This is a genomic window from Rhizobium sp. LjRoot258, from assembly GCF_964254185.1.
Lineage (GTDB): Bacteria > Pseudomonadota > Alphaproteobacteria > Rhizobiales > Rhizobiaceae > Rhizobium.
On sequence record NZ_CAXUST020000001.1, the window covers coordinates 910,344 to 924,902 of the forward strand.

14 protein-coding genes are annotated in these 14,559 nt (G+C 61.4%); 8 read left to right on the top strand and 6 right to left on the bottom strand.

All coding sequences use genetic code 11. The features are described 5' to 3' along the window. Nucleotides 1-33 precede the first annotated feature (33 nt). Nucleotides 34-780 (top strand): glycoside hydrolase family 25 protein, encoded by a 747-nt coding sequence (locus ACSQ9D_RS04475; protein ID WP_436281316.1) that lies wholly within the window; start codon nucleotides 34-36, stop codon nucleotides 778-780. Between the two features lie 9 nt (nucleotides 781-789). On the opposite strand, the gene ACSQ9D_RS04480 is transcribed toward ACSQ9D_RS04475, so the two are convergent. From ACSQ9D_RS04480 to radA, 4 genes are all read right to left on the bottom strand, one after another. After that, nucleotides 790-1,530 carry an SDR family NAD(P)-dependent oxidoreductase gene (locus ACSQ9D_RS04480; protein ID WP_436281317.1) on the bottom strand — a complete coding sequence of 247 codons (741 nt, stop codon included), beginning with the start codon at nucleotides 1,528-1,530 and terminating at the stop codon, nucleotides 790-792. Nucleotides 1,531-1,608: 78 nt separating this feature from the next. Further along, nucleotides 1,609-3,099, bottom strand: coding sequence for an amidophosphoribosyltransferase (gene purF / locus ACSQ9D_RS04485; RefSeq protein WP_037117037.1), 1,491 nt, complete (start codon nucleotides 3,097-3,099; stop codon nucleotides 1,609-1,611). A 172-nt stretch (nucleotides 3,100-3,271) separates the two neighbouring features. Next, entirely contained in the window at nucleotides 3,272-3,898 is a 627-nt protein-coding gene (locus tag ACSQ9D_RS04490; protein ID WP_024316454.1) for a CvpA family protein, read from the bottom strand. A gap of 93 nt (nucleotides 3,899-3,991) precedes the next feature. Further along, nucleotides 3,992-5,395: a DNA repair protein RadA gene (gene radA / locus ACSQ9D_RS04495; RefSeq protein WP_436281318.1), complete on the bottom strand. Its 1,404-nt coding sequence runs from the start codon at nucleotides 5,393-5,395 to the stop codon at nucleotides 3,992-3,994. Between the two features lie 151 nt (nucleotides 5,396-5,546). On the opposite strand from radA, the gene ACSQ9D_RS04500 reads away from it, so the two are divergent. After that, complete coding sequence (locus tag ACSQ9D_RS04500; RefSeq protein ID WP_436281319.1) at nucleotides 5,547-6,182, top strand: LysE family translocator; 636 nt, start codon at nucleotides 5,547-5,549, stop codon at nucleotides 6,180-6,182. Nucleotides 6,183-6,187: 5 nt separating this feature from the next. Here ACSQ9D_RS04500 and alr read toward each other — a convergent pair whose 3' ends face one another. Further along, a complete protein-coding gene (gene alr, locus ACSQ9D_RS04505; RefSeq protein WP_436281320.1) occupies nucleotides 6,188-7,354 on the bottom strand; it encodes an alanine racemase in 1,167 nt (388 codons plus the stop codon). 179 nt (nucleotides 7,355-7,533) lie between these two features. Here alr and ACSQ9D_RS04510 point away from each other — a divergent pair, with 179 nt between their 5' ends. The 3 genes from ACSQ9D_RS04510 (at nucleotide 7,534) to ACSQ9D_RS04520 (ending at nucleotide 9,431) form a co-directional block, all read left to right on the top strand. After that, the gene (locus ACSQ9D_RS04510) at nucleotides 7,534-8,355 is read left to right on the top strand and encodes an AraC family transcriptional regulator (RefSeq protein ID WP_037117320.1); all 822 of its coding nucleotides are present in this window, start codon (nucleotides 7,534-7,536) and stop codon (nucleotides 8,353-8,355) included. Nucleotides 8,356-8,427: 72 nt separating this feature from the next. Continuing rightward, nucleotides 8,428-9,132, top strand: coding sequence for an AzlC family ABC transporter permease (locus ACSQ9D_RS04515; RefSeq protein ID WP_436281321.1), 705 nt, complete (start codon nucleotides 8,428-8,430; stop codon nucleotides 9,130-9,132). Then, nucleotides 9,129-9,431, top strand: coding sequence for an AzlD family protein (locus tag ACSQ9D_RS04520; RefSeq protein WP_436281322.1), 303 nt, complete (start codon nucleotides 9,129-9,131; stop codon nucleotides 9,429-9,431). Before ACSQ9D_RS04515 ends, ACSQ9D_RS04520 begins: the two co-directional genes overlap by 4 nt. Before the next feature lie 33 nt (nucleotides 9,432-9,464). On the opposite strand, the gene ACSQ9D_RS04525 is transcribed toward ACSQ9D_RS04520, so the two are convergent. Next, the gene (locus ACSQ9D_RS04525; RefSeq protein WP_024316461.1) at nucleotides 9,465-10,961 is read right to left on the bottom strand and encodes a replicative DNA helicase; all 1,497 of its coding nucleotides are present in this window, start codon (nucleotides 10,959-10,961) and stop codon (nucleotides 9,465-9,467) included. A gap of 341 nt (nucleotides 10,962-11,302) precedes the next feature. Here ACSQ9D_RS04525 and ACSQ9D_RS04530 point away from each other — a divergent pair, with 341 nt between their 5' ends. From ACSQ9D_RS04530 to ACSQ9D_RS04540, 3 genes are read left to right on the top strand one after another with little or no spacing between them, the layout of a single operon-like run. Further along, nucleotides 11,303-11,746: a MarR family winged helix-turn-helix transcriptional regulator gene (locus ACSQ9D_RS04530; RefSeq protein ID WP_037117027.1), complete on the top strand. Its 444-nt coding sequence runs from the start codon at nucleotides 11,303-11,305 to the stop codon at nucleotides 11,744-11,746. A gap of 10 nt (nucleotides 11,747-11,756) precedes the next feature. After that, nucleotides 11,757-13,439, top strand: coding sequence for an MFS transporter (locus ACSQ9D_RS04535; RefSeq protein WP_436281323.1), 1,683 nt, complete (start codon nucleotides 11,757-11,759; stop codon nucleotides 13,437-13,439). Nucleotides 13,440-13,454: 15 nt separating this feature from the next. Continuing rightward, entirely contained in the window at nucleotides 13,455-14,519 is a 1,065-nt protein-coding gene (locus tag ACSQ9D_RS04540; protein WP_436281324.1) for an HlyD family secretion protein, read from the top strand. Nucleotides 14,520-14,559 lie beyond the last annotated feature (40 nt).

The following is a 14,559-nucleotide window of genomic DNA, read 5'->3' on the forward strand; positions in this document are numbered from 1 at the left end:
ACAACCCGCTAAAGAAAGCGAAAGAGCCCTGGTGTGAAAACCCTCTATCGAACAATCCTCGGACTGGTGATTCTGGCTGTCGCGGTCGCATCGCATCTGGCATACAATCGCGCGATGGCACCGTTCACTCCTCCGACGCTTGCGGACTATCCCATACAGGGCATCGATATCAGCCACCATCAGGGCGCCGTAGATTGGCGAGCGTTGGCACGGCAGCCGAACGTTCGCTTTGCGATCATGAAGGCGACCGAGGGCGGCGATCACCGCGACACGCGCTTTGCCGAAAACTGGAAGGCTGCGAAAGACGCCGGCATCGTGCCCGGCGCCTATCACTTCTTCACATTCTGCCGCCCCGGCCGTGAACAGGCACGTAATGTAATGGCGACTGTGCCTGTCGAAGCGGACGCGTTACCAATCGCGATCGACCTCGAATTCACCGGCAACTGTGGCAAGGTGCCGACGCTCGATGAACTGAGTGCGGAAATCAACGCATTCCTGGACGAACTGAACGGCGCTTATCCCGGCCGGCCGATCTTCTATCTGAACCAGCAATTCTTCGATCAATACCTGAAGGGAAACGAGGCACGGTTTCCCGATCACTATCTATGGCTGCGCAGCATCGGGCAGGAGCCACGACAGAACGACTGCCGCGACTGGTCAATCTGGCAGTTCGCCGATAACGGCACGCTGAACGGCATTCAGGGACCAGTGGACCTCAACGCGCTATGTCCCTCGGAAACAGGCTTCGCTCACTTGTTGCCGGCCGCTCCGTCGAGTTGATACGTTGCCTTACTCCGGCAGGTGGTAATCGACGAGCTTATTTTCGCGGACGATGAAGAGTTTGCCGGTCTCGGTCACGTCCGGGCCGACCAGCGGCAGGATCGCCTTGGCGACCTCGGAGGGATGCGGCAGCGTCTCGGGATCTTCGCCCGGAACGGCCTGCGCGCGCATGGCGGTGCGGGTGGCGCCGGGATCGACACTGGTGATGCGAAGCGGCGTGCGCTGCGTTTCTCCGGCCCAGGTGCGGGCCAGCGCTTCGACGGCAGCCTTGGATGCCGAGTAGGGACCCCAGAACGGACGACACTTGTGCGCAGCACCGGATGAGAGAATGACGGCGCGGCCGGCCTCCGAGCGCGAAAGCAGCGGATCGACCGAACGGATCAGTCGCCACGTCGCTGTGACGTTGATGTTCATCACCTTCTCGAAGGTCTTTGCCTCGATATGCCCGATCGGCGAAATCACGCCGAGTACGCCCGCATTGGCGACGAGGATGTCGAGTTTGCCCCAGCGCTCGAAGATCGAGGCGCCGAGCGCGTCGATCGCGTTCATGTCGGCCAGGTCGAACGGGACAAGGGTTGCCGAGCCGCCAACGGACTTGATCGCATCGTCGAGATCCTCGAGGCCGCCGACCGTGCGAGCACAGGCAATCACATGGGCGCCGGCCTTTGCCAGTTCAAGTGCCGTGAAATAACCGATGCCGCGGGATGCGCCGGTGACGAGCGCGATCTTGCCTTCAAGGTTGATAGTCATTGTGCCCCGGTCCTGCGTCGCTGAAAAATTAAGGGGCGCAATAAGCGCCCCCTAGTCAAATGTCAAAGCCAATGGCTGTCAGCCATTGGTCGCGAGCAGGGAAACCTTGCGGCCCATCGTTTCGCCGTCCTTGTCGAGAAGGCGAGTCGGATAGTCGCCGGTGAAGTAGTGGTCGGTGAACTGCGGGCGGGCGTCGTTGCGGTCCTCGCCGCCGACGGCGCGATAAAGGCCGTTGATCGACAGGAACTGCAGGGAGTCGGCGCCGATATATTTGCACATGGCCTCGAGGCTGTCGTACTGGTTGGCCAGCAGCTTCTCGCGGTCCGGCGTGTCGATGCCGTAGAAGTCAGGATAGTAGATCATCGGGCTTGCGACGCGCAAATGCACTTCCTTGGCGCCGGCATCGCGGATCATCTGCACGATCTTCAGCGAGGTGGTGCCGCGCACGACCGAATCGTCGACGAGCACGACGCGCTTGCCCTCGATCATCGCCCGGTTGGCGGAGTGCTTCAGTTTGACGCCGAAGGCGCGGATCTGCTGCGTCGGTTCGATGAAGGTGCGGCCGACATAATGGTTGCGGATGATGCCGTATTCGAAAGGAATGCCACTTTCCTGAGCGTAGCCGAGCGCTGCCGGTGTGCCGCCATCCGGTACGGGAACGACGACATCAGCCGCAACAGGCGCTTCCTTGGCAAGATTGACGCCCATGTTCTTGCGCGCGACATAGACGCTGCGACCGCCGACGACAGAGTCCGGACGAGCGAAATAGACATATTCGAACAGGCAGAGGCGCTCCGGCTGGCCGTTGCCGGCCTTGCGGGCGTCGATCGAGATCGAGCCGTCCGGCTGGATTTCGCAGATGATGACTTCGCCGTTCTCGACGTCGCGGACGAACTTGGCGCCGATGATGTCAAGCGCGCAGGTCTCCGAGCAGAAGATCGGCTTGCCGTCGAGCTCACCCATGACGAGCGGACGGATGCCGGTGGGATCGCGCGCTGCAATCAGCTTCGTGCGCGTCATGGCGAGCATCGAATAGCCGCCTTCCATCTGGCGGATCGCGTCGATGAAGCGGTCGGCCGTGGAGCTGTAGCGTGAGCGGGCGATGAGGTGGAGAACGACTTCCGTATCGGAGGTCGACTGACAGATGGCGCCACCGGCGATCAGCTGGCGGCGAAGGGTGAGCCCGTTCGTGAAGTTGCCGTTGTGGGCGATGGCGATGCCGCCGACTTCGAGTTCCGCAAAGAGCGGCTGCACGTTGCGCAGCGCCACTTCGCCGGTCGTTGAATAGCGATTGTGGCCGATCGAGATGTTGCCGGGAAGGCGGGCGAGGGTGGTCGGGTCCGTGTAGTGATCGCCGACGAGGCCCATATGCCGTTCGGAGTGGAAGCGCAAACCATCGAAGGAGACGATACCGGCCGCTTCCTGCCCGCGATGCTGGAGGGCGTGAAGGCCGAGCGCCGTCAACGTTGACGCATCGTCATGGCCAAGAATGCCGAAGACGCCGCATTCTTCGTGGAGCGTATCTCCATCGAATTCATCATTGAGCGTCAAGGAATGAGACTGGTTCATCGATGCGGGCCTTTGCTCTCACAAGAATGGATCGGCTTTTCCATAGCATGACGCCGTTATCATGCGTTTTAAACGGCTGAGGCCCGGCGGAGCGGATGCCCGGCCGGACCTTTATTCACGTTCCGCTCAAATGGCAATTGCCAGGTGGCGGGTCAAGCTGTTGAACACTGCGTCAATTAGACGGCTGTTGTGCACCATTCGCAGGGGCAGGCGCTGCATCTTCGGCTGGCGCCTGATCGGATGCCGGCGCATTGCCACTCTCAGTATTGCCGCCCTGCGGCTGAATTTTGTCCATCACGCTCGCCCGCACCATCTGCGCGAATTCGGCCGGCAGTACGGACTGCAACTTGACGACCATCGAGTCCAGGAACGGTTTCGACTTGGCGTTGTTCACCCAGGCCGGGCGGTGATCCGCGTCCACGAGCCAGTTCCAGAAAGCGACGGCGACGACGAGAAGAAGTATGCCCCTAGCCGCGCCGAAGAGAAAGCCCAAAGTACGGTCCAGCGCGCCGATCCGGCTGTCGATGATGAAGTCCGCGATCTTCATGGTAATGAAGGAAATCACGATCAGCGCGATCAGGAACACGACCGCGGCCGAACCGACGATCGCGATGCGGTCGTCATCCGTGTACTTCCTCGCGTAGGGGACGAGGTAGGGATAGAAATAGTATGCGGCGGCGGCAGAGCCGCCCCAGCTTGCGATCGAAAGAACTTCGCGGGAGAAGCCGCGCACCATTGCAAGTACGGCGGAGAAAAGAACGACGCCGATGACAATACCGTCGAAAATCGTAATGGGCATATAAATTCAACTCCAGGACCGCCGTTTATCTACGGCTTGGTCGCGCCTCATTGCGTGCTTCCTATAACATCACCGATGCTGGCGATGAAAGGATCAAACCTCTTCTTCCACACGTCGCAGTGCGCCTTTCGACCCGGCAATACGTGCAACCAGGTCCGGCAGGCTTTCAATCTCACTCCAGCGACCGCCGGAACCCTTCGGCAGGTCAGCTGACGCCGAGGGAAGCAGCGCGGCAGAAAAGCCCAGCTTCTCGGCTTCTTTGAGGCGCTGGGAAGTATGTGAAACCGGCCGGACGGCGCCCGACAGGCTGACTTCGCCGAAATAGACACAATTGGCCGGGAGGGCAATACCGGCGAGCGAGGAAACCAGGGCCGAGGCGACAGCGAGATCGGCGGCCGGCTCGGAGATGCGGTAGCCGCCTGCGATGTTGAGATAGACGTCGTGCTGGCCCAGTCGCACGCCGCAGTGGGCCTCGAGTACGGCAAGGATCATCGACAGACGCGCCGAATCCCAACCGACGACGGCGCGGCGGGGGGTGCCGAGCGACGTCGGGGCAACGAGCGCCTGCACTTCCACCAGGATTGGACGCGTGCCCTCCATGCCGGCAAAGACGGCTGCTCCCGGCGATTTCTCGTTGCGCTCGCCAAGGAAGAGTTCAGAGGGATTGGCGACCTCGCGCAGTCCCTTGTCTGACATTTCGAAGACGCCGATCTCGTCCGTCGGTCCAAAGCGGTTCTTGACCGTGCGCAGGATGCGGTAGTGATGGCCGCGATCGCCTTCGAAGTAGAGAACGGCATCAACCATGTGCTCGACGACACGGGGGCCTGCGATCTGCCCGTCCTTGGTGACGTGGCCGACGAGAACCATCGCCGCGCCGGTCTGCTTGGCGAAGCGGATCATCGACTGAACGCCGGTGCGCACCTGCGTCACCGTTCCAGGCGCGGATTCGGCCAGTTCGCTCCAAAGCGTCTGGATGGAGTCGATGATCACAAGATCGGGCCGCTTGCCTTCCGCAACCGTCGCCAGAATGTCCTCGACATTGGTTTCGGCAGCCAGCAGGACATCAGTGTCGGCCGCCTGCAGGCGTTGCGCCCGCAACCGAACCTGGGCGACCGCCTCTTCACCCGAAACATAGATGATCCGATGGCCGCGACGGGAAAGCGCTGCCGCCCCCTGCATCAGCAGCGTCGACTTGCCGATACCAGGATCGCCACCGATCAGCACGGCCGAACCGCGCACGAAGCCGCCGCCGAGCGCCCGGTCGAGTTCCGAGATGCCGGTGTGGATGCGAGGCGCTTCTTCAATCTCGCCAGAGAGTGCCGTCAGTGCCACCGGGCGGCCTTTCTTCGGCGTCTTGGTCGGCCCGCCGCCGATGCCGCCCATCGGGTCTTCTTCGACGATTGTATTCCACTCGCCGCAGTTATCACACTTGCCCGCCCAGCGGTTATGGACCGCACCGCAGCTCTGGCAGATGAATTGTGTCCTGGCCTTCGCCATCAATCATGCTTTCGGTTGGATGGCCGCCAGCGCGTCGCATCGAATCACTTTGATTGCTCAAATAATCATTCGCGGCACCGATCAAAACTAATGATTTCCCCATCAGGGGCTCCGGTGGCACTTGTTCTCCACTGTCTTGGAGGCCACGACGATGCTGGACTATTCCCTCGCGCACTGGATCGCGTTTCTGACCGCGGCGGTCCTGCTCAACCTGTCACCGGGTCCCGACATGGCTTTCATTCTCGGCCACACGCTCAAAAGCGGGACAAGGACCGGCTTTGCCGCACTCTTCGGCATCTGGACCGGCGCCAGCCTGCATGTGGCTACGGCGGCATTCGGTCTCTCCGCGATCCTCGCCGCCTCTGCGCTGGCCTTTTCGATCGTGAAATGGATCGGTGCGATCTACCTCATCTGGCTCGGCATTCAGGCCCTACGCTCGAAAGGCGATGGCGGTCTGGTCAATGCGGCGAAGGACGTCCTGCCCCGGGGCCGGGTCTACAGACAGGGCATCCTCGTTTCGCTGCTGAACCCGAAAGTCGCGATCTTCTTCCTCGCCTTCCTGCCGCAATTCGTGGTCGACGGCGCCGGACCGACCTGGCTGCAGCTGGCGGTCCATGGCGTGCTCATCATCGCCGTTGCCGCCTTCATCGAGCCGCCGCTCATTCTGGCGGGTGGCCGCCTTGCCGATCTCATCAAGCGCAAGAGAAGCATCGGCCTCTGGCTCGATCGCGGTCTTGGCGCGCTGTTGGTGGCGCTCGGCGTGCGACTGGCCCTGACGACGCGCTAAGGTGCTTAGTCTTCCTCATGCAGGTAGCGCCGCTCGTGGCGTAGGCCGATGCTGGTCAGGATCTCATAGCCGATCGTGCCGGCCGACCGGGCGACGTCGTCGACGACCACGTTCTTCCCGAACAGTTCCACGTAGTCGCCTGCACGCACTGCGTTTTCGGGAAGATCCGTGACGTCGAAAATTGTCAGGTCCATGGTGATGCGCCCCGCAACGGGGACCTTCCGCCCGGCCACGAAGCCCTGTCCTGCCTGCGGCACGGTCTGACGCAGCGGCACGCCACCGCTCGACTGGCTGCGCAGGTACCCGTCGGCATAGCCGGCCGACACGATGGCGAGCCGGCTGTCGCGGGTCAGTCGCATGGCGCGGCCATAGCCGACGGATTGGCCCTCTTTCGCCGTGCGAACCTGAATGATCCGCGCCTCGGCGCTCACCACCGGCCGCATCGGGTTCACCATGTCGTTGACGGCTTCGCCGCCGTAGAGCGCGATACCGGGACGCGTGAGATCAAAGTGATAATCGCTGCCGAGGAAGATGCCAGCCGACGCTGCAAGGCTTGAATCGATACCTTCATAGGCGGCGCTAACCTGCCGAAATGATTCAAGCTGTTGCCGGTTCATCCCCGACGAATGGTCGTCGCTGCAGGCGAGATGACTCATGACGAGCACCGGCGCAAAACTTGCCGGACGCGAAACGTCGTCGGCAAGCGCGATCGCCTCGTCCATGGAAAGGCCCAGCCTGTTGAAGCCCGTATCGACATTGAGCGCGCAGGGGTAATCGCCGTATTCGGCAAGAACCGCCATCCAGAAGGCGAGTTGCTCTTCCGAGGAGATCACCGGCACAAGGTCGTTTTCGAAGAGCCGCCGCTCTGTGCCGGGCCAGATGCCGGAGAGGACGAAAATGCGTGCGTCCGGCGCGTAGGGCCGCAGCGTCACGCCTTCATCGACGGTGGCCACGAAGAAATCACGTGCGCCGGCCATGTAGAGCGCTTCGCCGGAGTCTTCGATGCCGGTGCCATAGGCGTCCGCCTTCACGACCGCTGCGGCCCGCGCCTTTCCGGAGCGTCGCGCCATGTCCTTCCAGTTTTCCGTCAACGCCGTCAGATCGACGGTCAGGCGCAGGCCGGCGGAATCGAATGGATCTTCGTCTTCGAAACTATCAATAAAATCAGTCATGGTGCTTCACAAAAGTGGGGAGGGTGCTTGTCGCATGGCAGTCTAGAGATCAATAAGGCAAAGTGAAAGCAAGCCAAGGAGATATCGATCGTGCGATCACTTTTGTTCAAGACGCAGGGGCGCGCCTGAAGTAGTTTGCTTCGATGGAGAACGTATCGCAAAAAGAGGCGGCTGACGCGATGCCGCTTGCAGGCATCGAACGGGCGCGCTTCTGGCGTGACCGGCGATTCCGCAACATGGAATGCCTGAGCGCAAGCTTCCTGACGCATGAGTATGCGCCTCATGCCCACGACACCTTCTCGATTGGCGCGATCGAAAGCGGCACGCAGATCGCAACGATGAAGGGCGTGCGGGAGGAGACCGGCGCAGGCGATCTCTATCTCATCGACCCAGGCGTCGTGCATGACGGCGTTCCGGGCGGCGAGGGGTATCGCTATCGAATGATCTATCCCGATGCCAAACTCTTCGTCGATATCCTCGAAGACGTGACCGGCAGGGCTTTCAACGGCACGCCGTCCTTCCCCAAGGAGCTTCTCAACGATCCGGAGATGGCGGCTGCCTTCCATTCCGCTCATCGCGTCCTGGAGAGCGGTGCCGGAGCACTGGAATCGGAGGAGGCGATGTTTCGCGTGCTCGCGGCGATCTTCCAGCGTTACGGCAGCACGATCGTCGTGCCGGTGGATACGAAGGAGCGTAGCGCGGTCGGCCGCGCTCGCGATTATCTGACCGATAATTTCGACAGCGACATCGGGCTTGATGAATTGGCAAAAGTCGCGGCCTTGAGCCGCGCGCATCTCATCCGGGCGTTCCGGCGCGAGTATCACATCACCCCGCACGCCTTTCTGACCGACAAGCGGGTGCGCGAGGCGCGCAAGCTATTGCGGGCAGGGCAGGCGCCTGCCGACGTGGCGATCCAGTGTGGCTTCGCCGACCAGGCGCACTTCACCCGCCACTTCAAGGCGCGTACCGGCGTCACGCCGGGACAGTACCGCGCGGGGTGATCACTTTCGTTCAAGACGGTCGTCGTGCGGCGGCTTAACACCCTCCGAACTTTAGCAGTTCTGGAGGAGCCAATGCCTACTCAAAGGCGACCGATCGGCGATTTTCTTGCCGGAGCGAGAGCAATCCTGCCTCTCGTCGTCGCCGTCATTCCGATCGGTCTCGTCTTCGGCGCAGTGTCGGCCACGAAAGGTCTGTCTCCTCTTGAGGCGACCCTGATGAGTGCACTGGTCTTTGCCGGTGGCTCGCAGTTCGTTGCCATGGATATCTGGACGCACCCGGCAAGCTTTGCGGGAGTCGGCTTTGCCGCGCTGCTCGTCAATATCCGCCACGTCCTGATGAGCGCGTCCCTCGGCACGAAGATGCAATCATTCTGGGGCGTGCGGAAATATGCGGCCATGCTGTTTCTGGCCGATGAGATATGGGCGATCGCCGAATTCCGAGCAGGCGTTGCGCGGCTGACGCCATCGTGGTTCGCCGGCATCGCCATGCCGTTCTATGTGGCTTGGGTCGGCGCCACGCTGATTGGCGCCTCGCTCGGCGCCTTCCTCGGCGATCCGGCTGCCCTCGGGCTCGACTTCGCCTTTCCGGCGGTTTTCGTCGTGCTGGCGGTGGGATTCTGGAAGGGGCGCGAGACGGGATCGGTGCTGGCTGCGAGCGCTCTGGCGGCCGTTCTGGTTCACCAGTTCGTGCCTGGCGTCTGGTACATCGCCGCCGGTGCGCTCGCCGGACTTGCCGCGGCGCTGTGGACGGGCAAGGCGAAGGCGGTCACGGCATGACCCTGGAGATACACACGCTTCTTGCGATCCTCGCCATGGCAGCTGCAACGGTGCTGACACGCATGAGCGGCCTGCTTCTCATTCGCCATGTCGAGATGACCAAGCAGACCCGAACGGCCATCGAGGCTATCCCGCCGGCGGTCCTCATGGCGGTGATCGCGCCCACCGCCTTTGCGACAGGCTGGGCCGAAACGGCTGCCTGCCTCGTGACGGCGCTCGCAGCGCGCCGCCTGCCGATGCTTGCAAGTGTTGCCGTCGGCGTGGCAACCGTCGCCGTCCTGCGAGCTGCCGGCCTGTAGCTCGAATGGCACACTGACGAGAAAGTGATCTCGTCAGTGTTCTTCGTATTGGATGAAGGAGGGATCGGCGAGATCCGCGAAGCGCGTGAATTCCGACTGGAAGGCGAGCTTGACCGTGCCGGTCGGTCCGTGGCGCTGCTTGGCGATGATGACATCGGCGGTGCCCTTTACCTTGTCGAACAGGGCTTCCCATTCCGGGTACTTCGGATCGGCGATGTCGCGCGGTTCACTGTTCTTGACGTAATATTCCTCGCGGAACACGAACAGCACCACGTCGGCGTCCTGCTCGATCGAGCCCGATTCACGAAGGTCGGAGAGCTGTGGGCGCTTGTCGTCGCGGCTTTCCACCTGACGCGACAGCTGGGAAAGCGCGATGATCGGAACGTTCAGTTCCTTGCCGAGCGCCTTCAGCCCGGTGGTGATCTGGGTGATTTCCTGCACGCGGTTTTCGCCCGACTTGCCCGAGCCGGTCATCAGCTGAATATAGTCCACCACCAGGCAATCGAGGCCGCGCTGGCGCTTCAGTCGGCGGGCGCGAGCGGAAAGCTGGGCGATCGAGATACCACCTGTCTGGTCGATATAGAGCGGCACCTTCTGCATCATCATCGAGCAGGCGACGAGCTTTTCGAAGTCGGCATCGTTGATGTCGCCGCGGCGGATCTTCGAGGACGAGACTTCCGTCTGCTCGGAGATGATACGCGTGGCGAGCTGTTCGGACGACATTTCGAGCGAGTAGAAGCCGACGACGCCGCCGTTCTTCGCCTTCATGCTGCCGTCCGCCTGCACTTCGCCCTCATAGGCGGCGGCAATGTTGTAGGCGATGTTGGTTGCAAGCGAGGTCTTGCCCATGCCCGGACGTCCGGCAAGTACGATCAAGTCGGAGCGCTGCAGGCCGCCCATCTTCGAGTCGAGCGAGTGGATGCCGGTCGAAATGCCGGAAAGGCCGCCGTCGCGTTCCTTGGCCACGGCCGCCATGTCGATCGCCAGCGCGACCGCGTCGTTGAACGCCTGGAATCCGCCGTCGTAGCGACCGTTTTCGGCGAGTTCGAACAGACGGCGCTCAGTGTCCTCGATCTGTGTCTGCGGCGGCATGTCCAACGGTGCATCGTAGGCGATGTTGACGACGTCTTCACCGATTGTGATGAGTGCGCGGCGCAGCGCCAGATCATAGATCGCGCGACCGTAGTCTTCGGCGTTGATGATGGTCACGGCTTCGCGGGCGAGCCGAGCGAGGTATTCGGAGACGGTCATGTCGCCGACCTTTTCCTCAGCCTTGAGGAAGGTCTTGATCGTCACCGGATTGGCGATCTTGCCCATACGGATGATGTCGCCCGCGACTTCGAAGATCTTGCGGTGCAGCGGTTCGTAAAGATGGATCGGTTTCAGGAAGTCCGACACCCGGTAGTAGGCGTCGTTGTTCATCAGGATCGCGCCGAGAAGCGCCTGTTCGGCTTCGATATTGTTGGGGGCTTCCCGATAGTGCTGCTCCGCTGGAGCAACGGCGGCAATCTTTCGAGCGACGTCGTTCATCTTGATCCGTTCTGTCTTCTTCAGCTTCGGGTGTGGCGCGCGCAAGCGACAAAATCAAGCGCGGAAGCGAGAAGGCTTCCGTGCCGTCGTCGATACACAAGGCCTTTGCCCGTTGTTCGACTTCTCCACAGCCGTACTTGCGGTCAGTGCAAAAATACCGAAAGTGTCACCTGCAGAACACGGCCAGAAACGACTCACTTCCATTGTGTCTTGCGTGGTAGCTTAAGCCTGTCGGGGGAGACTTGCATCCAAACAGAGGCTGTCGGCTCTTGAAAAAGATCGGAAAACAATATAGGTAGTAAAGATATAATTAGCATGCTAACAAAATAGGACTGAAATATATGGGAAATCCCGTTCTCGGGCGTGAGCTTGTCGAAGATCTTGCCGCTTTCAATCGCAAGCTCAGAGCCGTCTTCGACAAGATCGTGCGGGAGCGCAACATGACGTTGCCGCGCGCCCGTGTCTTCTTCACGCTTAATAAGAAGGACGGAATCAACCAGCGTGAACTTGCCGAACGGCTGGAGCTGGAGACGCCAACGCTCGTCAGAATTCTAGATGCAATGGAAGGGCAAGGTTTCGTCCAGCGGCGTGTGGCCGGCTCCGATCGTCGCGCCAAGGAGATCTATATCACCGAGACCGGCAAGGTCGTGGCCGGCGAGATTGATGACATCGCCGTGAAAGTGCGCGCCCAGGTCATCGCCGGTATTCCCGAAAATGATCTGAAGACTACTTTGGAAGTGATACGGGCCATGCAAGCCAACCTGCAGGGCATTCGCGGAATTTGAGGTCCTGCCGATGAGCCTCGCCGAGACCGCCAACGACAATGTGGCGCCACGGCCCGCCGAAGAGGCGAAGCCGGACACGCAACAGACGCCGTCGCCGCCACCAGCGGCGGGCGTGCCGATGCCGGTCTGGAAAATGCCGCTCTACATGGCGGCGTCGGTCCTGCTTTTTCTGACGCAGGGCCTCGGCATGAACCTGCTGACCGCCAACATCTATCAGCTGCAGGGCTCGTTTTCCGCGACCACGACTGAAGTCTCCTGGCTCTCGGCGGCCTATATGGCACCTTATGCCAGCATGTCGATTGCACTCTTCAAGATCCGTACCCAATACGGTCTTCGCCGTTTCGCTGAACTCGGCATTATATGTTTCGTCGTTGCGGCGGTGCTCAATCTCCTTGTCACGGACCTGCATTCCGCGATCGTCGTGCGCACCCTGAGCGGCATGGCCGCCGCGCCGCTCTCGACGCTCGGCTTTCTATACATGCTGGAGCCTTTCCCTCAGGAAAAAAAGCTCTCGCTCGGGATTAGCCTCGCGCTGATGTGCACGCTGTTTGCGTCGCCCGTCGCGCGCATCGTCTCGCCATCGCTGCTTCAGTTCGGCGGGTACGAGGCGCTCTACATGTTCGAGATGGGGCTCGCGCTGATCGTTTTTCCGATCATCTATTTGCTGCCGCTCACGGCGCCGCCTCGGGCCAACGTCATCCAGCTGCATGACATTCTGAGCTATCTATTGCTCGCTGTCGGCTTCGGCTGTCTGGCTGTCGTGCTGACGCTCGGCCGACTTTATTGGTGGTTCGAGGCGCCCTGGATCGGCGTTCTGTTGGCCATATCGGTCGGCTCCATCGCTTTGATGCTCGTGATCGAATTGCCGCGCAGCAGTCCCCTGATCGATTTCCGCTGGCTGTTTTCGGGCGCAAATATGCGCATGGCGGGCGTCCTGCTGCTCTTCCGTTTCGTGTCTTCCGAGCAATCATCCTCCGCAGCCAGCTTCTACCAGCAGTTGGGGTTGTTGAACGACCAGACCGAAACGCTCTATGTGATCATCCTCCTTGCTTCCCTGGCTGGCGGGCTTTTCTGTGCCTTTCTGATGACGACGCGTTACGTTGAGACCGCCCACGTGCTTGCGCTCGCTCTCATCGCAGGCGGCGCCTTTCTGGACAGCCAGTCGACGAGCCTGACCAGACCGCCTCAGATGTATCTGAGCCAAGCGATGGTCGCCGCCGGTGCAGCGATGTTCCTGCCGCCGGTCATGGCGAACGGTTTCAAGGCGGCGATCTCCCGCGGCGTGCCGTATATCGTCAACTTCCTTGTGATCTTCGTCTTCACTCAGAGCATTGGCTCGCTGTTCGCCTCGGCGATGCTCGGAACGTTCGTGACAATCCGGGAGAAGTTCCACTCGAACGTGCTCGTCGAGCACATCCTGCTGCAGGATCCGATCGTGGCGCAGCGCATCTCACAGCTGAGCGCCGCATACGGCAAGGTGCTTGGCGACAAGATGCTGCTCAACGCTGAAGGTCTGGTGCTGCTCGCCCAGCAGGTCAGCCGCGAGGCCTATATTCTCGCATACAACGACACCTTCCTCGTCATCGGCTACGCCTCTGTCTTTGGCCTGATCGTCATTCTTCTCCATCAAGCGTGGCGCCGGCTGGCCTGGCCCAGGACAAGCCAGCCCGATGCAACCCCCGCTCAATCGTGATCTCAGGGTTCCAACATGTTGAAGTTGCTTCGGTCCCCCTCGACCATCATCGCAGTGTTCGCCGGCATCGCCGGCGTCCTCCTCGTTCTCTATGCATGGCGCCTGCCGCCGTTCGTCACGTCAGTAGAGACGACCGACAATGCCTATGTTCGCGGCTATGTCACGATCATGAGCCCGCAGGTGAGCGGCTATGTCGTCGATGTTCCCGTGAAGGACTATCAGCAGGTCAAACAGGGCGAGACGCTTGCCCAGATCGACGACCGCATCTACGCCCAGAAGCTTGCCCAGGCGCGTGCGGCGCTCGACGGGCAGAAGGCGTCGCTGGAGAATTCGCGCCAGTCGGAACTCTCGGCAAAGGCGAGCATCGCCTCCAGCCAGGCGCAGATCGATAGCGCGAACGCATCGCTGACGCGTGCGCAGCAGGCCTGGGATCGCGTCAACAATCTCAGCAACCGCGGCATTGCATCGCAGAGTGAGACAGAAGCCGCGCAGGCGACACTTGACCAGGCCAAGGCTGCGCTGAACCAGGCAAAGGCCGCGCTGGAAGTTTCCGAGCAAAACCTTGCAACGATCATCGTCAATCGCTCGCTGCTGGAAGCCAATGTCTCAAGCGCGGAAGCCGCGGTGCACCTTGCGGAAATAGACCTGCAGAACACCAAGATCGTCGCGCCGCGCGACGGTCATCTCGGCGAGGTCGGCGTACGCGTCGGGCAGTATGTGACGGCGGGAACACAGCTCATGGCTGTTGTGCCGGAGGATGTTTGGGTCGTCGCGAATTTCAAGGAGACACAGCTCTATGGCATGCAGGTCGGGCAGCCGGTGACCATCACGGTCGATGCGCTTGGCAAGCGGCGCCTGAAGGGGTTCATCGAGCGCTTCTCGCCCGCCGCCGGGTCGGAATTCGCGGTCATCAAGGCGGACAATGCGACAGGCAATTTCGTGAAGATCGCGCAGCGTGTCGGTGTGCGCATAGGCTTCGATGCCGACCAGCCGGCGGTAAAGGATCTGGGCCCTGGGCTCTCGGTCGTCGTCGACGTCGACAAGAACGCGCCGCCGCAGCAGAACACAGCCGCCAAATAAGCAGAAAGCCCGGCACGGGCCGGGCTTTCTTACATCTCCA